Annotated in this window: 16 protein-coding genes; 7 read left to right on the top strand and 9 right to left on the bottom strand. The window is 75.1% G+C overall.

Annotated elements, in window-relative coordinates:
- Positions 1-3 precede the first annotated feature (3 nt).
- Together AB0J86_RS14960 and AB0J86_RS14965 are read left to right on the top strand one after the other, a co-directional pair.
- Positions 4-819: an AraC family transcriptional regulator gene (locus AB0J86_RS14960; protein WP_363857241.1), complete on the top strand. Its 816-nt coding sequence runs from the start codon at positions 4-6 to the stop codon at positions 817-819.
- A 300-nt stretch (positions 820-1,119) separates the two neighbouring features.
- Positions 1,120-1,965 (top strand): hypothetical protein, encoded by an 846-nt coding sequence (locus AB0J86_RS14965; protein ID WP_363857243.1) that lies wholly within the window; start codon positions 1,120-1,122, stop codon positions 1,963-1,965.
- Positions 1,966-2,002: 37 nt separating this feature from the next.
- On the opposite strand, the gene ggt is transcribed toward AB0J86_RS14965, so the two are convergent.
- Both ggt and AB0J86_RS14975 read right to left on the bottom strand, forming a co-directional pair.
- Positions 2,003-3,823 carry a gamma-glutamyltransferase gene (ggt, locus tag AB0J86_RS14970; protein WP_363857245.1) on the bottom strand — a complete coding sequence of 607 codons (1,821 nt, stop codon included), beginning with the start codon at positions 3,821-3,823 and terminating at the stop codon, positions 2,003-2,005.
- A 138-nt stretch (positions 3,824-3,961) separates the two neighbouring features.
- Entirely contained in the window at positions 3,962-4,633 is a 672-nt protein-coding gene (locus tag AB0J86_RS14975; protein WP_363857247.1) for a lysophospholipid acyltransferase family protein, read from the bottom strand.
- Between the two features lie 63 nt (positions 4,634-4,696).
- Here AB0J86_RS14975 and AB0J86_RS14980 point away from each other — a divergent pair, with 63 nt between their 5' ends.
- Positions 4,697-5,308 (top strand): TetR/AcrR family transcriptional regulator, encoded by a 612-nt coding sequence (locus AB0J86_RS14980; RefSeq protein ID WP_363857249.1) that lies wholly within the window; start codon positions 4,697-4,699, stop codon positions 5,306-5,308.
- Between the two features lie 79 nt (positions 5,309-5,387).
- Here AB0J86_RS14980 and AB0J86_RS14985 read toward each other — a convergent pair whose 3' ends face one another.
- Together AB0J86_RS14985 and AB0J86_RS14990 are read right to left on the bottom strand one after the other, a co-directional pair.
- Positions 5,388-5,816, bottom strand: coding sequence for a FixH family protein (locus AB0J86_RS14985; RefSeq protein WP_363857251.1), 429 nt, complete (start codon positions 5,814-5,816; stop codon positions 5,388-5,390).
- The gene (locus AB0J86_RS14990; RefSeq protein WP_363857253.1) at positions 5,813-7,426 is read right to left on the bottom strand and encodes a hypothetical protein; all 1,614 of its coding nucleotides are present in this window, start codon (positions 7,424-7,426) and stop codon (positions 5,813-5,815) included. Before AB0J86_RS14990 ends, AB0J86_RS14985 begins: the two co-directional genes overlap by 4 nt.
- Before the next feature lie 169 nt (positions 7,427-7,595).
- Between AB0J86_RS14990 and AB0J86_RS14995 the strand changes: the two genes are divergently transcribed.
- Both AB0J86_RS14995 and AB0J86_RS15000 read left to right on the top strand, forming a co-directional pair.
- Positions 7,596-8,717 (top strand): hypothetical protein, encoded by a 1,122-nt coding sequence (locus AB0J86_RS14995; RefSeq protein WP_363857255.1) that lies wholly within the window; start codon positions 7,596-7,598, stop codon positions 8,715-8,717.
- On the top strand, positions 8,717-9,286 hold the full coding sequence (locus tag AB0J86_RS15000) for a hypothetical protein (protein WP_363857257.1): 570 nt from the start codon (positions 8,717-8,719) through the stop codon (positions 9,284-9,286). The genes AB0J86_RS14995 and AB0J86_RS15000 overlap by 1 nt, the downstream gene beginning before the upstream one ends.
- 66 nt (positions 9,287-9,352) lie before the next feature.
- Here the strand turns inward: AB0J86_RS15000 and AB0J86_RS15005 are convergent, their stop codons facing one another.
- From AB0J86_RS15005 to AB0J86_RS15015, 3 genes are all read right to left on the bottom strand, one after another.
- The gene (locus tag AB0J86_RS15005; protein WP_363857259.1) at positions 9,353-10,252 is read right to left on the bottom strand and encodes a DUF3152 domain-containing protein; all 900 of its coding nucleotides are present in this window, start codon (positions 10,250-10,252) and stop codon (positions 9,353-9,355) included.
- A 109-nt stretch (positions 10,253-10,361) separates the two neighbouring features.
- On the bottom strand, positions 10,362-11,144 hold the full coding sequence (locus AB0J86_RS15010; protein WP_363857261.1) for a hypothetical protein: 783 nt from the start codon (positions 11,142-11,144) through the stop codon (positions 10,362-10,364).
- Entirely contained in the window at positions 11,141-11,689 is a 549-nt protein-coding gene (locus tag AB0J86_RS15015) for a SigE family RNA polymerase sigma factor (RefSeq protein WP_363857263.1), read from the bottom strand. Before AB0J86_RS15015 ends, AB0J86_RS15010 begins: the two co-directional genes overlap by 4 nt.
- Before the next feature lie 230 nt (positions 11,690-11,919).
- Here AB0J86_RS15015 and AB0J86_RS15020 point away from each other — a divergent pair, with 230 nt between their 5' ends.
- Both AB0J86_RS15020 and AB0J86_RS15025 read left to right on the top strand, forming a co-directional pair.
- On the top strand, positions 11,920-12,687 hold the full coding sequence (locus AB0J86_RS15020; protein WP_363857265.1) for a restriction endonuclease: 768 nt from the start codon (positions 11,920-11,922) through the stop codon (positions 12,685-12,687).
- 50 nt (positions 12,688-12,737) lie between these two features.
- Positions 12,738-13,886, top strand: coding sequence for a MerR family transcriptional regulator (locus AB0J86_RS15025; RefSeq protein ID WP_363857456.1), 1,149 nt, complete (start codon positions 12,738-12,740; stop codon positions 13,884-13,886).
- Between the two features lie 23 nt (positions 13,887-13,909).
- On the opposite strand, the gene AB0J86_RS15030 is transcribed toward AB0J86_RS15025, so the two are convergent.
- On the bottom strand, positions 13,910-15,376 hold the full coding sequence (locus AB0J86_RS15030) for an NADH-ubiquinone oxidoreductase-F iron-sulfur binding region domain-containing protein (RefSeq protein ID WP_363857268.1): 1,467 nt from the start codon (positions 15,374-15,376) through the stop codon (positions 13,910-13,912).
- Positions 15,373-16,980 carry a hypothetical protein gene (locus AB0J86_RS15035; protein WP_363857270.1) on the bottom strand — a complete coding sequence of 536 codons (1,608 nt, stop codon included), beginning with the start codon at positions 16,978-16,980 and terminating at the stop codon, positions 15,373-15,375. The genes AB0J86_RS15030 and AB0J86_RS15035 overlap by 4 nt, the downstream gene beginning before the upstream one ends.
- Positions 16,981-17,402 lie beyond the last annotated feature (422 nt).

Genomic DNA, 17,402 nt, shown 5'->3' on the forward strand with positions numbered 1-17,402 from the left:
GATGTGGACGAGCCAGTCCCCGAGCCGTCCCGGGCCGTCGCCTGGCGACCGAAGGTTCCCGGGATATCAGAGGTGTTCCATGCCCGGATCGTCGGTTACCGCTACCCGACGCACTGTCACGACACGTGGACCGTCCTGATCGTCGACGACGGGGCCATACGGTACGACTTGGACACCCGCCATTACGGCGCGATCGGTGAAACCGTCACCATATTGCCGCCCGGCGTAGCCCACAACGGCTACCCGTCGGAGCGCTTCGGCCGGTTCCACAAGCGCAACCTCTACCTGAACGGTGATTTCCTGCCGCACGATCTCGTCGGTCCCGCCGTCGACGCCTCCACCTTCCGTGATCGGCAACTGCGTACCGCGATCAGCAGGCTGCACGACAGCCTCCGCGCACCCGAAGGGCTGGATGTCGAAGCGCGGCTGGCGCTGATCGCGGAGCGACTGCAGCAGCATCTACAGCGCCGCGCACCAACCGCTCGGGAGCCGGAGCCGTTCATCGCCGGCCAGCTCCGTGCGTATCTGGACGCACACATCACCGGTAAAGCTGTCCTACGCGATGCCGCCGAACTGCTGGACCGGAGCATCCCGCACCTGGTCCGCAGTTTCACTCGGCGCTACCGTATCTCCCCGCACGCCTACGTCATCGGCGCACGTATCGACCTGGCACGAAAACTGTTGCTGCAAGGACAGCCTGTTGCCAGTGTCGCCGCCGAGGTCGGCTTCCACGATCAAGCACACTTCACACGCCATTTCAGGCGTCACGTGTCGATTCCACCCGCCCGCTATGCGAACAGCGCTCCGCCGCCCGATTGAGCTTCAGCCCGCGCCCCCAACCCGGCGGGACCGCACGTCGACCGGCACCGGGCGCTCGGGCGGTACCGTACGCCCCGACCCGCCGGGCACGGTACGGCCCGACCCGGCGTACTCAGCGGCGGCCTCGTACGCCCCGCGCATTACGGGAAAGCGCCATCGTCGGACACCCGACTGCCGCCCTGTCGCCGCATTGGCGGGCGGCGGCCCGGCGGATGGACCAGACTCGTAGCCGCGTGCCGCCGGCGGCGGCGGGCTGTCGATCATCACCGTTCGCCATGCGCGGGCCGGGAAGGATGCCGGGTGCTCCCGATACAGGCGCGCGAAGCGAACCAGGCCCCGCTCCGGTCCGATCCGGACCGGGTCCGCCCGGTCACGCTGCGGTTCCTGGTGGCGGCGAAGGCTACCTCCGGCCGGCCGCCCCCGACGCCCGCGCCGGAGCGACCCGAGACGCCACCGGGGCGGCCCGAGGCGCCACCGGGGCGGCCCGAGACGGCACCGGCGGCCGGACGGCCGCACCTGGGCGGCGGCGCCTGGGTGATCGGGGTCAGCCTCGACCCGCAGCAGCCCGGCTGGGTCCGGCTCGCCCCGGACGCCGGGTACGACCGGGGCCGCCTCGACCGCCTCCGGCCGTACGACGTCGTCCGCGTCGAGGCCCGGCCGATGTGGCGGCTGGGATGCCGGGAGATCTGGCGTCCGCTGCTGCACAGCATGCGTACCGAACACCACCTCAAGCAGTGGCAACCACGGCGGCGCTGGCTCGAACCGTACGTCGGAGGCTCGATGTGCCGGCTGGAGCGCCGCCCGGCGCGCGGGCCGTCGCTGGCCCTGATCCGCGCCCGGGACGTCAGCGGGCTGCGGCTCTGGCCGGACCGGGCGCCGGGCGGGGTCCGCTACCGGGGCGCGTACCGGTACCGCTGCCACGACCCCGCCTGCCCGGGGCACGAGCACGAGATCGTCGACTGGGACTTCCTGGCGTTGCAGCGCCGGCTGACCGCGCTGCCGGACGCCCGGCTGCGGCGGGCGCTGCGGAACAACTACCTGTACCGGATGTGCGCCCCGGACCGGGCCGTGGCCTTCTACGTCGGCCAGGCGGACCGCCCCACGGACGGATTCCGCGTGCTCGGCGTCTACTGGCCGCCCCGCTGACTCGACAGCCGGGACGGCCCGGGCCGCGCGCACACGGTCAGCCGCGCGGCACCACCACCCCGGCCGCGCCCCCGCCCCGGCGGACCGGTTCGGTCACCGCGAGCAGCCCGCCCCGGGGCAGGAACTCGATCCCGGTCGCGGCGCCGATCTCGGCGCTGGCGGTGTACGTGTGGCCGAGTCCGGCCAGCGCCACCCCCTCGGGCGAGGAGACGAACGCCGGCTCGGCCGTCACCGTGGCGGTGTTGCGCTGGCTGGCCCGGGGCGCCGCCAGGGCGTCGGGCAGGCTCAGGCCGAGGTCGATTCGGCCGACCAGGATCTGCAGCACGGTGGTGATGATGGTCGAACCGCCGGGCGAGCCGACCGCCAGGTACGGCCGGCCGCCCGCGAGCACGATCGTCGGGGACATGGAGCTGCGCGGACGCTTGCCGGCGGCGGGCAGGTTCGGGTCGGCCGCGTCGCCCTGGGTGGGCGTGAAGTTGAAGTCGGTCAGCTCGTTGTTGAGCAGGAATCCCCGGCCCGGTACGACCATCGCGTTGCCGCCGGTCTGCTCGATCGTGAGGGTGTACTCGACCACGTTGCCCCAGCGGTCGGCGACGGTCAGGTTCGTGGTGTGGTTCTCGTACCCGCCGAAGGCGCCGCCGCCCGTGACCGCGCAGCCGCCGTACCGGCCGTCGGGCGTACCGGGGGCCACCGGCTTCGCCGCCGCCCGGGCCGGGTCGATCCGGCAGGCCCGCTCGGCGGCGAAGCCGTCGCTGAGCAGCTCGTCGAGGAGGCGGCGGGGCGTACCGTCGCCGACGTAGCGGTTGCGGTCGGCGAAGGCGAGCGCGCTCGCCTCGAGGTAGCGGTGCAGAGCCTGGGTCCGGTCGAGCCGGGACAGGTCGGAGCGCTCCAGGATGTTCAGCGCCTCGCCGACGGTCGAGCCGCCGCTGGAGGGCGTCGGCATGCCGTACACGTCGAGGCCCCGGTAGCGGGAGTGGGTCGGGGCGGGAAAGCGGACCTCGTAGCGGGCGAGGTCGTCCAGGGTCATCGCGCCCGGGCGGATCGGGTACGCCCACGCGCCGGTCGGGTTCGTCGAGACCGGTGGGCGCCGTACGGTCGCCACGATGTCCCGGGCGACCGGCCCCCGGTACAGCGCGTCGACGCCGTCGCGCGCGATCAGCCGGTACGTGTCGGCGAGGTCCGGGTTGCGGAAGAGCGAACCGACGGCCGGCGGCTGTCCGCCGGGCAGGTAGAGCCGGCTGGTCGAGGCGAACTGCCCGAACGGCGCCGCGTTGTCGCTGATCTGGCTGCGGAAGGTCGGGTCCACCCGGAAGCCCTGCTCGGCCACCTGGATCGCCGGGCGCAGCGACTCGGCCAGCGAGCGGCTCCCCCACCGGCGCAGCGCGGCCTGCCAGGTCGGCAGGGTGCCCGGCACGCCGACCGAGAGGCCGCTGACCCGGGCCTCGTCGAAGCCGTACGCCCGGCCGGTGGCCGGGTCGACGAAGTGGTCCGACCGGGTCGCGGCGGGCGCCGACTCGCGGCCGTCGATGGTGGCGACCCGGCCGGTACGCGCGTCGTGGTAGACGAGGAAGCCGCCGCCACCGATGCCGGCCGAGAAGGGTTCGGTCACGCCGAGCGTGGCCGCCGCCGCCACGGCCGCGTCGACCGCGTTGCCGCCGCCGCGCAGCACCTCCAGCCCGACCCGGGTCGCCTCGGGGTCCACGGTGGCCACGGCGCCGCCGTAGCCGCTGGCGGTGGTGGTGCGCTCCGGCCGTACGGCCGTGCCCGGTCCGGTCGCCGCGGTCGCGGTACCGGCCGGTGCCGCGACGAGCAGCGCGAGCGTGGCCGCGCCGATCCCGATGCCGTGCCGCCCAACCATTGGCGCCTCCCTCGATCGACGGTGTTCGTCCTCCTGCCTACCCTGCCGGCGGCCGGGTCACAAGCGGGAGCCGCGATCGAGGGCAGGAACCACGCCGGTCACCGGTGTGCCGGGCCCGCCGCGGCGGGCAGCGGGCGGTCAGCGGTCGCCGGTGGGGAGTTCGTGGTAGTGCGGCGCGCGCACCTGTCCGGACAGTTCGCCGATCGCGTCCATGATCTCGTCGGTCACGGCCCGGCGGGCCCGGGCGGAGGTGGCCATGCCCCGCCACCGCGGAAAGGTCAGCGGCGCTCCGAACCGGACGGTGACCGGGCAGCGCCGGGGCAGCCGGGCGCCCGGTGGCAGGATCCGCTCGGTGCCGGCCACCGCGACCGGGACCACCGGTACGTCGGCCGTGAGGGCGAGCCAGGCCACCCCGGTACGGCCCCGGTGCAGCCGCCCGTCCAGCGACCGGGTGCCCTCGGGGTAGATGCCGAAGGCGTCGCCGGCGGCGAGTACGCCCAGCGCCTCGTCCAGGGAGGCCAGCGCGGACCGGTTCGCGCCGCGCCGGACCGGCACCGCGCCGAGGGTACGCAGTCCCCAGCCGGTCAGCCGGGTCTTGAGCCCGCCGCCGTGGAAGTACTCGGCTTTGGCCAGGAAGGCAACCCGGCGCGGGGCGGCCAGCGGGATGGCGACGCTGTCGACGGCGGCCAGGTGGTTGCTGGCCAGGATCACCGCCCCGGTGCGGGGCACGTGCTCCGTACCCTCGACGACGGGACGGTAGTAGGCCCGGGCGAGCGGGGTGAGCGCCGATCGGGCGACCTCGTAGATCACGGCAGCACTATAGCGTCCGAACGGTCGGACGCTATAGCCCTCGCGCGCCGGTATGATGCGACGGTGAGTCCCCGCGTGTCGGCCGCCGTCGCCCGCCAGACCCGGGCCAGCATCGTGGCCCGGGCGGTCGCCACCGCCTCCGTGACCGGCCTGGAGGGACTCACCATCGGCCGGCTCGCCACCGACCTCGGCATCAGCAAGTCGGGCCTGCTCGGGCACTTCGGCACCAAGGAGGCGCTCCAGCTCGCGGTCCTGGACGCGGCCGGCGAGATCTTCTGGCGCGAGGTCTGGGAGCCGGTCGCCGCGACCCCGGCCGGGCTGCCCCGGTTCCGGGCCGTCGCGCTCTCCTGGCTCTCCTATCTGGAGCGGGACGTCTTTCCCGGCGGCTGCCTCTTCGTCACCGCCGCGATCGAGTTCGACGACCGCCCCGGACCGGTACGCGACGCGGTGCTCGGCTACGCCACGCGCTGGCAGCGGGAACTCCTCTGGCAGCTGCACCGGGCGACGGACGCCGGCCAGCTCTCCCCCGACACCGACCCGGAGCAGGTGGTCTTCGAACTCACCGGCCTGGTCCTCACCACCCACCAGGCGCTGCGGCTGCGGCGTGACCCGCAGGCGCCCCGCCGGGCCCGGCAGGCGCTGGAGCGGCTGCTCGCCCAGGCCGCGTCCTGTTGATCATGTTGAGTCGAGGCGGGATCCGGGCCTCCGGCTCCCCCGATCACACGCCTGCTACCAACGTCCTGGCCCGGTACACCTAGCCAGCGACCGTGACGGGCACGTCGAGTGTGTCGGTGACGTCGCCGGCATCGATGATCGACAGGCGCAGTCGCCAGGGGCCGGTCGTCATCAGCGGCACGCCGGACACGTCGTAGCGGCCGGTGCCCCAGGACGCGGCGGGGATCGCCGGTGTCGCCAGGCCCATCAGCGGCATGCTGGCCTGGAGGAAGACGCGGGCGTTGCCGACCGGCGCGCCGGTGTGGGTGGCGAGGGTGACGGTGACGGTGGTCCTACCGACCCGCGGGGAGCCGACGGCGATGGTCGCGGCGTAGCGGGTGGTGCCGGCGTACAGGACACTCGCCCCGGGCGGACGCGGCCACAGCAGCCAGCCGAGCGGCGTCGCGACGGCCACCGCGACGGCCACGCCGATGCCGAGCCGGGTACGGCGGACGACGCGTACGGTCATCGCCGGCCCGCCGTGCCGGGCGCGATGGTGAGATCGGCGGGCATGGTGAGGATCCGGTACTGCCGTTCGGCCTGGATCCAGACGCGGTAGTGGCCCGGTTGGGGAAACGTGTAGGTGAAGGAGATCCCCGGTCCGTACGCGGCGACCGTCTCGTCGGCGGCGCTGTCCCCGTTGCCCGGCATCAGGCCGGCCATGCCGTCCATGCCGTCCATGGGCGAGGAGCCGGCGTCGTCCGTGTCGTGCCTGCCGTTCGTGTCGTGCGTGCCGAACAGGGCCGGGGTCAGGTCGCCCATCGAGTGGGCGTGGGCCCAGACCGGCACCCGCTGCGCGGCGGCGCCGACGTCGGCACCGGGCGGGTCGGGAAGCGGCCCGACGACGACGAGGTGGCCCAGCATGCCCAGCCACGGCTGGAGGTCGTTGGTGTCGCCGATCCGGGCGGTGAGGGTGGTCGGCGAGCCCGCCACGGCGACGGCGGCGCGCACCGTCACCGGCGTACCGGACAGGATGGCCGTCGCGTCATAGCCGGGCGCCAGCGGCGGGGGTGCCGGGGTGGGGCCGGCGGCGACACCGGTGATGACGTCGATCCCGGCGGGCGAGCGGACCACCTGAACGCCGCCACCACGCCGTACCAGCTCCACGGAGAGCGCGTAGTGGCCGGTCCGCGGCGGCGTGACGTGCAGCTGGAACACGCCGGGCGCGATGCGTACCGGGTGCGCGTGCCACAGCTGTCCCGACGGCCCGACCATGAGCAGGTGTACGAGGGCGCCGTCGTGTACGACCAGGTCGTCCACCGGTAGCCCGGTGGCGCCGTCGGTCAGGTCGAGGGTGAGATCGGCGGCTCGCCCGGCGACCGGCGCCGGGCCGGGGACCGACAGCAGCACCGGCGGCCGGGAGTAGTCGCCGACCAGCGGCTGGGCCGGCGCGTACGGGTTGGCGGCGTTGTGCACCGTCGGGTCGAGCCGCACGCCGGGCTGGGGCGGCAGCGGCAGCGACGCGGACAGCATCGCGGCGGTGATCGACGTGGACAGCGCCGCCACCACCCCGCCGGCCGGCACGAGCGCCCAGGCGCCGCGCCGGGTGCGCACCGCCACCAGGAGCGAGACGACCAGGAGCGCGCCCGCGACCAGAAACCCGCCGTAGACCGTTCGCTCCGGCGCGGCGGTGGCCTGGGCGAGCACCACGAACGGCACCCGCGCGGTGCGCTGCCCGTCGTCAACCGCCAGCTCCCACGGCCCGGGCCGGTCCACCCACAGCGTCGTGCCGTAACTGCCGGGGACCGCGCCCAGCGTCACCGCGCCACGCGAGGTGGGTACGCCGGCCGGTACGGTCGGTGCCTCGGGCGCGGCGCCGGTGGGGGTCAGCGCCACCCGCAGCGAACCGGCGGCGCTGCCCGCGTGCGTGATCACGTCGAGGCGCAGGGGGCCCGGTGTGGTGGTGACCCGCCGCAGCACCAACGTCAGTTCCCGGTCGCCGAGGGTCTGCGCGACCTGTACGTCACCCCCGTAGGACGGGGTGTCGGCCGCCGCCGGACCGGCGGACACCGCCAGCCACAGCACAGAGAGCACGGCGAGCGGGACGATCCGGAGGAACCGGTACGGGATGGTCTCCATCGGCAGTGACGCTAGGAAACCCCACCGGTCCGGGTCGTCACCCCCGCCGGGGAGCGTCTCCTCCCCTGGACGGGGGAGGTGCCGCCCCCGGTCGGGGTGACGAGACCGGCCATCACGCTTCCTAGCATCGAGGGCGATCTCGTCCCACTCCGGCAAGAGGTGCATCACGATGGACTCAGCGGCTTTCCCGGTGGCCGTCGCACCGGCCGCGCCGGCCCGTACGGCCGCCCGCACCGGCGCCTGGCTGGTGCTGCTCGGCACGGCGGTCACCACGGTCGGGGTGTCCTGGGACATCCAGTGGCACGTCGAGGTCGGCCCGGACAGCTTCTTCACCCTGCCGCACCTGTTGCTCTACCTGGGCAGCGCGCTGTCCGGCCTCGCCAGCCTCACGATGGTGCTGCTGGCGACCTCCGCGCAGCGGGCCGGGCGGCCCTGGCCCCGGTCGGCGGGTGGCCCGCCGGTACGGGTCCTCGGGGGCGCCTTCCACGCCCCGCTCGGGTACCTCGTCGCCGGCGCCGGCGCCGCCTCCTTCCTGCTGTACGGACTGATGGACCTGTGGTGGCACTCGATCTACGGCTTCGACGCGGTGCTGGACACGCCCTCGCACGTGGCGCTGTTCCTGTCGATCTGCGTCACGATGGTGGGCGGCGTCGTCGCCTTCGCCGCCGGCGGTGACCAGGGCTGGGCCCGCGCCGGGATCCTGGTCGGGGTGCCGATCCTCATCCTCTTCGCGCCGACCCCGTTCAACGCGCTCGACGGCCTGCCGCCGGCCGTGAACCCGACCGCCGTCGGTAGCGTGCTGTGCGCGCCTACGCTGCTGCTGATGGGCGCCCTGCTGCTGCGCCGGGGCGGCGCGCTCGGTATCGCGCTGGTGCTCGGCGCGATGCAGGCGCTGCTGTGGTGGTTCTCGCCGTGGGCGGCCAAGGCGTACGCCGCCGCGGTGGGGCTGCCGCTGCGCGAGGGACTCGTCCCACGGGCGCCCCAACTGCCCGCCAGCGTTCCGGTGCTGCTCGTCGCCGCCGCGCTGGTGATCGAGGCCGGATGGTGGCTGCGCGGGCGTGCCGGCGGCACCACGACACCGCTGCTGCTGGCCGTCGGCGCGGTCAGCGGAATCGTGGTCGGCGCCAGCCTGTCGCTGCAACTCGACCTGGCCTCCCCGGCGCGGCATCTGCCGGTCGCCCAGGTGGCGGCGCCGGTGCTCCTGGGGATACCGCTGGGCCTGCTCGCCGGGTATCTGGGCCCGCGGCTGGCCGCGATGCTGCGTACGCCGATCGCCCGGGAGGAGTACTGATGCCCGCTCTTCGCCCGCTGCGGCTCCTCGTGACCGCTCTGGTCGCCACGCTCCTCGCCCTCACCACGGTGACCCCGGCGGTGGCCTACGCGCCGGTCGGCATCGTCCACACCGAACAGGTGCAGGCCGGGCCGTACGCGGTCACGGTCGGCTTCTCCACCTGGCCGATGCGGGCCATGCGCTCGCTGGACATCACGTTCATGCCCAGCGGCGGCACCGCCGGCAAGTCGGGCATCGTGGGCGTCGGCGTGCCCGGCATGCGGGGAGGCCAGCAGCTGGTCAGCCGGCTGGCCCGCCACCCGCGCAAGCGGGACACCTGGGGCCTGGACACCAAGGCGTTCGACAAGTCCGGCAGCTACAGCTTCCGCTTCGTCATCGACGGGCCCCAGGGCCGCGGCGAGGGGGTGCTCCGCGACCTGACCGTCCTCGACCAGCCCGGCCCGCCGCTGCCGTTGAGCTGGACGCTCGCCTGCCTTCCGCTCCTCGGGCTGGTCGCGCTGGTCGCCGTCGCGTGGCGGCGCACCCGTCCGGGGCGTCCGGATCGGTTGGCGGCCCTGCTGCACGGCTGAGGGCACCGGCCGGACGGCTCGGTCGGCGTGGTACCCCCCAGGGCCATCGGCCGTGTCGGGCCTAATCTAGTCCGTGTCCGGGATCGGATCGTCGTACTGGCCCGACCGGCCCGCGTAGAGCCTGCCGTCGCGCATCGGCCACGCGTTCGCGGTGCAGCCGTGCATCCCCAGCGTCTGCTGCTGCATCACCGGCGCGACCCGGCCCTTGCCGGGGCAGAGTTCGTGCCCGTGGCCGAGCCGGTGGCCGACCTCGTGGTTGACCACGTACTGGCGGTACTCCGCCAGCGGCGCGCCGTAGTTCGACACCCCGTGCGCCCAGCGGGCCACGTTGATCACCACCCGGTCGTCGTTGCGGCAGGAGGTGTAGTGGTCGGAGGCGTCGTTGCAGAGCTGGCCCCGGGTGGCCGGGGTGGCCAGGTAGACGGTGAAGTTGGCGGACTCGCCCGGGCCCACCCGCTGCAGGCGCCACCGCCCGCCCGCGGTCCAGCTGCGCGGGTCGCCGAGCGTGGTCACCACCGCCTCGGCGAACTGCTCCGGCGTGACGCCCGTGATGCCGTTCTCCACCGACACCCGGAAGCGCAGCAGCGACCCGGCGGTACCGAGCACCGGGCTGCGCCCGCCCACCGTGCGCCAGGTGCGCGGACCCGCCGCCGGGTAGACCACCGGCGGCGGGGCGGCCGGCGTGGTGACCTCCGGCTCGGGGGTGCGCCCCGAGCGGGACGGCTCGTCGGTCTCGCGCACGACGCCGGTGGTGGGTGTCGCCGCGCCGGCCGCGCCGGGTCCGGAACTGGCGCCGGAGACCACGGTGACGCCGAGCACGCCCACCGCGAGCCCGAGCGCCACCGCCGTCACGGCCGGCAGCAGCAGGCGGCGCGAGCGCGACCGACCGCGGCGGCCCTCGGCGCGGCGCCGTCCGGCGCGCGGGTCACGGGCGCTGCTGGGTCGGGCGGCACGGCGGGCGGACATGGGCGGCTCCTCGGTACTGGGGGGTGAGGGGTGTGGGGGCGGGACCGGGTTCGCGGACCGCGCGCAGCGGGTGGTCGGGAGGGCTCGCCCGTCGCGAGCGAGCACCCGCTCAGGGCAGCAGCTCCGGATCGGCTGCCAGGTCGGCGAGGCGCTGGTCGGACAGGACCTGCCGGCCGAGGGCGTACACGCCGGGGCGGGGGCGGCCGGCCTGCTCCACCATGACCAGCGTGTCGCCGGAGACCCGTACCGCCTGCCGGACGGGACCGGTGATCACCTTCCAGCCCGCGATCCGCACGGGCGTGCCGTTGCCGGCCGACCACATCCGGCACTCCCGCTCCTGCCCGTCCGGGTCGAACGCGCCCTCGCAGGGGTCGGCCGCGGCCAGCGGGTTCGCGGCGCCCCGCAGGTCCGAGACCCGTACCGTCAGCACCGCGGCCCGCCCGTCGAACTGCACCTCCAGCAGCGCCGAGTAGAGCTCCTTCGCCGGCCGCCCCGGTTCGCGCCAGGTCGTCTCCCGCAGCGCGTAGCTGGCACCCTCGCCGAGGGACACCTCGTCCCGCTCCGGCAGCGTGTAGCCCCTCGGTACGGCCACGGTCAGCAACCGCAGCGCCGTCGCGGCCCGGGCCCGGTAGTCGCCGACCGGCGTCGCGCTGGTGGCCGGCGGGGTGGCCGCCGGCGGGGTGGGCAGGGCCGACGGCGACCGGCCGGGCAGCAGGGTGACGAGTCCCGCGGCGAGCAGGACGACCACGGCCGCGCCGGCCCGGCCGACCCGCCGGCGGAACAGCCGTCGCCCGTTGCGGGCGAGCACGTCGTCGACCGGCAGCGGCACCCCGGGCGGCGGCCCCGGCTCGACGGCCCGCGTCAGCAGTTCCCGGATCGCGCTCTCGCTCATCGCAGTCCTTCCGCCTCGACCAGTGCCAGCGAGCCCAGCCGGGTCCGCAGCGCCGCCAGCGCCCGGGAGGTGTGCGTCTTGACCGCGCCCTCGGAGATACCGAGCACCTCGGCGGCCTGCGCCACGGACATGTCCTCGAAGAAGCGCAGCACCACGGTGGCGCGCTGGCGGTCGGGCAGGCCGGCCAGCGCGTCGAGCAGGACCAGGCGGTCCTCGGTGCCGCCGTCGGGCGCGCCCGCCTCGGGCACCTCGCGCACCGGGTCCTCGCGCCGCCAGGCGCGCCGACGTTCGCTGAGGAAGGTGCGCACCAGCGTGCGGTGGGCGTACTGGTCGAGGTGCTCGTACCGGTAGATCCGCGGCCAGGCCAGGTACAGCTTGGTGAAGGCGGCCTGCACCAGGTCCTCGGCCAGGTGCCAGTCGCCGCAGAGCAGGTACGCGACGGAGCGCAGCCGGGGTCCACGGGCGAGGTAGAAGTCCCGGAAGCCCTGGTCCCGCGCGGCGGCCGGGTCCCGACCCCGCCCCGCCCCCGCCTCCTTGTGACGCACACGGATATAACGCGACCCGACGGACGCGCGGTTGACGTGATCCACGACATGATCGCGAGGGCGGGACGGCGTCGCGCGAACGGCACGCTGCGGCACCAGAGCTTTACGCACCGTACGAAAAGTACGGTTAGCGTGGATTCACGCAACGTGATGATGTTGCTTGGAGACGGCCGAAACCGTCGCACCCGTAGCGGAGAGTAGGGCAACCTTCACGTCGAGGAGTGATGGTGATGCCGCGAGTCCGTTCGTACCTCCGCCGGGACGGCACCCGGGTCCGGGCACACCGGCGCGCGCACGCCCGCGGGCGCACCCCCAGCCGACGCCCGCCCACCCGGCGCGCCGGAGTCCGGCGCCGGGCCCGGCTGCGGACCCGGCGGCTGCCGAGCGGTCGCCTCGTCCTCGCCCTGCTCGGGCTCTCCGCCACGCTCTGGCTGACCAGCGCGGTGCTCTCCTTCGTCGGCGATCATCCCCGCTGGTCCGCGCTGATCGTGCTGCTGCTCGCCGCGGCCGGTCTCGGCGGCTGGTGCGCGCTGGCCCGGGTACGCGGCCGGCACGCCGCGCGGCAGGCCGAACGCGAACGCCACATCGAGGTCACCGACGCGATGAGCGGGCCGCAGTTCGAGCGCTGGGTGGCCGCACTGCTGACCGCCTCCGGCTTCACCGCGGTACGGGTCTGCGGGCGCTCCGCCGACCGGGGCGCGGACATCCTCGCCGTCGCGCCGGACGGGCGACGCACGGTCGTGCAGTGCAAACGCCACGCGGAGCGCAACCCGGTCGGCAGCGCCGCCATCCAGCGGTTCGCCGGCACGTGCCGGGCGGTGCACCGGGGCGAGCTGTGCCTGATCGTCACCAACGGCCGCTTCACCGCCGGCGACGGCGTCGCCCTCGCCCGCGAGCTGGAAATCGTGCTGGTCGACCGGGCCGCGTTGCGCCTCTGGGCGCACAGCCACCGGCCACCCCCCGGGATCGCCGCCGCCTGGCACCGCCAGGCCGCCTGACTTGACCCTCGACCAGGTCGAGGGCCCATGATCTCCGGGTGGGAAGCGACATGCGCAGCATCGGCGAGATGGCCCGCGCCAGCGGATTGAGCGTCAGCGCCCTGCGCTTCTACGACCAGGCCGGCGTGCTGGTCCCCGCCGCGGTCGACCCCGAGACGGGCTACCGGTGGTACGACCCGGCGCAGCTCGGCCCGGCTCGGCTGGTCGCCAGCCTCCGACGGGTCGGCATGCCGCTGGCCCAGATCACCGAGCTGCTGGCGCGCTGGCCCGACGCCCCGGCGGTACGCCGCCTGCTCGACGCGCACCTGCGGCGGCTGGAGGAGGGCCTCGCCGACGCGCGGCGGGAACTCTCCCGCGTGCACGGCCTGCTCGACCAGGCCGAACAACCGGCCGCCCCGCCCACCCGGCTGCGGCTGGCCGGCGTCGAGCTGGCCGCCGCGCTCGACCGGGTCCGGTTCGCCGTCGGGCACGACCCCGAGCTGCCGGTCCTCGGCGGCGTGCTCTTCGAGGTCGAGGGGGAGTTGCTGCGGCTGGTCGCCACCGACCGGTACCGGCTGGCGGTCGCGGCGGCGGAGCTGCGGGCCGTCGAGGGCCCGCCCGTGCGGGCCCTGGTACCGGCGACCGGCGCCGACGAGATCCGCGCCCTGCTGGCCGGCGGTCGGCCCGCCCGCCCGGGCGGCGACCGCGCGGCGGGCGAGATCTCGGTCCGGGTCGAGGCGGCCGGGGTCACCGTACGCGCGGGCGCCCGGACCGCGACCGTCCCGCTCCTGGAGGACGACTTCCCCGACTACCGGCGGCTGCTGCACGCCCGGCACGCCGAGGCGGCACCCCGCCGGGTCACCGTCGACGGTCCCGCGCTGCGCCGGGCGCTGCGCTCCGGCGAGGCCCCGGTGGTCGTACGCGAACACGACGGGGTCCGCCGCGACCTGGCGGTCCTCGCCGTCGACCCGGACGGCGCGGTGGCGCTGCTCGACGAGGAGGCGCTCGCCGGCGGCGGTACGGCGCACGTGGCGGTCAACCGCGAGTTCCTGCTCGACGCGCTGGAGGCCGGGGTACGGGCGCGCCCCGGGGCACCCGGGCAGCTCGTGCTGGAGCTGGACGGGCCGATCGGCCCGCTGGCCGTACGCGTGCCCGGCGACGAGCGCAGCTTCTCGGTGCTGATGCCGTTCCGGCTCGCCCCGACCGGCTCCCCGGCCTGACCGAGAACGCCGCTCCGGCCCGGCTAGGCCGTCTCGGTGAGCCGCAGCGCCAGCGCCGGGCACATCTGCACCGCCTTTCGCGCCCCGGACTCCAACCAGGTCGGTACCGGCGTGGGCGGGAAGGCGGGGAAGCCGTTGCCGTCCAGCCGGATGAACTCCGGTACCAGGTGCGCGCAGAGGCCGTGCCCGTCGCAGCGGGACCAGTCGACCGCGAGCCGAGCCGGGGTGGTCGTCGCCGAGGCCGGCAGCCCCATCACCCCCGCGACCCGCCGGCCGCACCCGTCCCGGGTGGAGTGCGCGGCGACGTCGTCGGCGAAGACCTCCAGCGCGGAGATGGCGAACCGGGCCGTACCGTCGGGGTGGCTGCACGCGCCCCGGCCCCGGACCACGTTCGCGGCCGAGCGGACCACCTCCACGGCGGCGCTGCCGGCGACGATCAGGTCCACCGACCGGGCCAGGTCCGGCAGCCCGAGCCGGCACGGCCCGCACTGTCCGGCGGACTCCCCGGCGAGGTACTGCACCACCTGGGCGACCTCGCCGAGCGGGCAGGTGTCGGCGCCGAGCGGGATGATGATGCCGGCACCGAGCGTGCCGCCCGCCGCGGTGAGGCCCTTGCGGGAGACCTCGGCCTTGGCCGCCGCCGCCGCGCTGATCCACTTGCCGTGGTAGCCGCCGACCAGCACCCCCGGCCCGTCGGGCACCTCGCAGAGCTCCAGCACCTCGCGCAGCGGCGTACCGGCCGGGCACTCCACCACCGCCGGCCGCTTGGCCGCACCGGTCACCGTGAGCAACACGGTTCCCGGCTCCTCGGCGGTACCGACGGTGGCGTACTCGTACGGGCCGAGCCGGGCGGCGACCGCGAGCTGCGCGTACGTCTCCGCGTTGGAGAGCAGGGTGGGCAGCCCGGAGACCCCGGCGTCGCTGGCCCGCTGCTTGCGTCCCGGCGGGATGTGCGCCTCGCCGTTGATGCCGCGCACCAGTGCCCCGCCCTCGCCGGAGATGAACCGGTGCGGAACGGTGACGATCCCGGTCGGTACCGGCATCCGGCGCTCGGCCAGCGCGGCGGCGAGCGACCCCTCGCCGACCCCGTCGTCGGCGACACCGATCACGATCTCCTCGGCGTCCAGCGCGTACGCCGCCAGCGCCGCGCCGTCCAGGATCAGGTGCGGTGCCCGGGTGAGCAGCACCTTGTCCTTCCAGCTCGCCGGCTCGCCCTCGGTCGCGTTGACCACGACCACCGGTGGCAGGTCCCGCTTCTCCGCCGATTCGAGCACCGCGCGCAGCTTCCGGGCGAACGGGAAGGCGGCCCCGCCCTTGCCCTTGAGTTCGATCCCCTCGACCAGCCGCATCAGGCTGGCCGGCGAGAGCGGGCCGACCGGTCCGTGCACCTCCTCGTGCGCCCGCAGGTCGAGCCGGCCGAACTCGTCGAAGCCGGCGGTCAGCCGGGGCTGACCGAAGCAGGCGACGGGTGGGACGGTGGTCCGGCTCACTTGGCCTCGCCCCGCAGCTCGCGCCAGTACGCCTCGTCCAGCACGTCACCGGCGGCCTTGCGCCGGCGCGCCGACCGGCCGGACTCCGCCGCGGCCTCGGCCGCGGCGGCGCGCATCGCCCGCCGGGAGGCGAGGTCGACCAGGGTCGGGGTGTCGTCGACCGCCGGTCCGCTCTCCAGCGCGTACCGGGCCACCACCCGCTGCTCGTCGGCGACGGCGGCCGGGCGGTACCCGTCCTCGTCCCGGTCTCGGTCCCGCTCGTCGCGGTCGTACCCGCGCTCGTCGCGGCGGCGGTAACGCTCCTCGTCCCGGTCGCGCTCGTCCCGGTCGCGGTCGGGCCGCTCGCGGTCGTACGCGCGCTCGTCGTCGCGGCTGTGCCGGGCGAAGCGGCTGCGCGCCGCCTCCTCGTCGTCCGCCGCGCGCCGCCGCGAGGGCCGCCAGGACGTCTCCCGGGTGGTCTCCCGGTAGCTGTCCCGGTAGCTCTCCCGGTAGCCGTCGCGCAGGTCGCCGCCGGCCTCGCGCTCGTCGGCCGCCCAGCGCCGCGCGCCGTCGCGCTCGACGTCACGGTCCGACTCCTCGGCGCTGCGCCGGGGGCGGTAGGACTCGTCGCGCTCCTCGGCCCGGCGCCGGCCCGTCGCCGCGGGCCGGTCGGCGTCGCGGCGCTCCGCCGACCGCCGCCCGGGCCTGGCGTCCGCGCCGCGCTCGTCGTCGAGGTCGAGATCCGCGCCGGTACGGGCCCGGGCCACCTCCGGCACCACGAACCGGTCGGGGTCGCGGGGCGAGTAGGCCGTCCCGTACTCGCCGGGGCGTGACCACGAGTCGAGCACCGGCTCGGGCGAGCGCTCCCAGCCGGCCCGGTACGGCTCGGCCGGCTCGCGGCTGACCATGATGTCCGCGCTGGCCCGGCGCCGGCTGCCGGTACCGCTCTCGCGGGCGTCGGCACCGTCCTGGTTGACCTTGCCGACCGGCTTGATCGTGCCGGTGGTCTGGGCCTCCCGCCGCTTGCGCCCGAGGCTGACGGTGAGCCGCACCAGGAGCGCGACCAGGACGAGGAAGGCGCAGCCCAGGTAGCTCAGCGTCACCCAGGTGGCCGCCGGACGTCCCGCGTTCAGGCCGTGCACCAGCGCGAACGGCCAGGAGACGTACGCGGTGCTGTGCAGCGCTCGCCACATCCAGGGCCGCCCGACGCCGATGAAGCGGGCCCGGACGAGGCCCGTCCAGAGCACGGCCACCATGAAGTACGCGGCCAGCGTGCCCAGTCCGACGTAGACGCCCCGGCCGCTGACGAAGGGCAGGAACGCGTCGACGATCCCGGCGTGGCCGATCGAAATCTTCAGCACGATGTGCAGGGCGAGCCCGGAGATCGCGATGATCCCGGTGGACCGGTGTATGGACTGCAGCAGCACCCGGTGCCGGATCATCAGCACGATGCGGTCGGTGGCGAGCACGCCGGCCATCACGGTCAGGCTGAGCGAGACCAGGGTGACGACGCCGGCGTAGAACTCCACGAAGAAGAAGAGGTAGACGTAGAGCACCTGGCCCGGCCGGGTGAGCATGGCCACCGCCCAGACCGCCGCCAGGACGGACGCGATCAATCCGGCCACGGCCGGTTTCGACGGCGCCCTGCCGCTCCGGCTGGTCGCGGTCTTCGGAACGGCCGGTTGCTGGGACTGCTTCACTCGAGCCATTCGCTCCTCGATCTTCCGCATCGGCTCCACCAACGCGTCCCACCTGGCCGATCGCCCATCGGCCAACGCGGTTGCTCTGCCTTGCCGGTAGTAGTTGCCCTGTCGCGGGACCGGTTCGGCGGCGGCGCGGCGCCGCGCCCGTGGCCGGTCCTCCCTCAGGTACGTAGGAACCGCCCGCGCGGATGAACCCGATGCGATTTGATTTCACGATTGTCCGGCCGCGCGGACCCGAGCCCCGGAACGGGACGGTCCAGCGCGGCGGTGAGCTGCGGATACTCCAGCCGGCGACGGTACCGTCACCGGGGCGGTAGTCGGATCCGCCGGCAGCGCCTCACTTC

The organism is Micromonospora sp. NPDC049559, from assembly GCF_040676675.1.
In the GTDB taxonomy this organism is placed as follows: domain Bacteria; phylum Actinomycetota; class Actinomycetes; order Mycobacteriales; family Micromonosporaceae; genus JBFAPK01.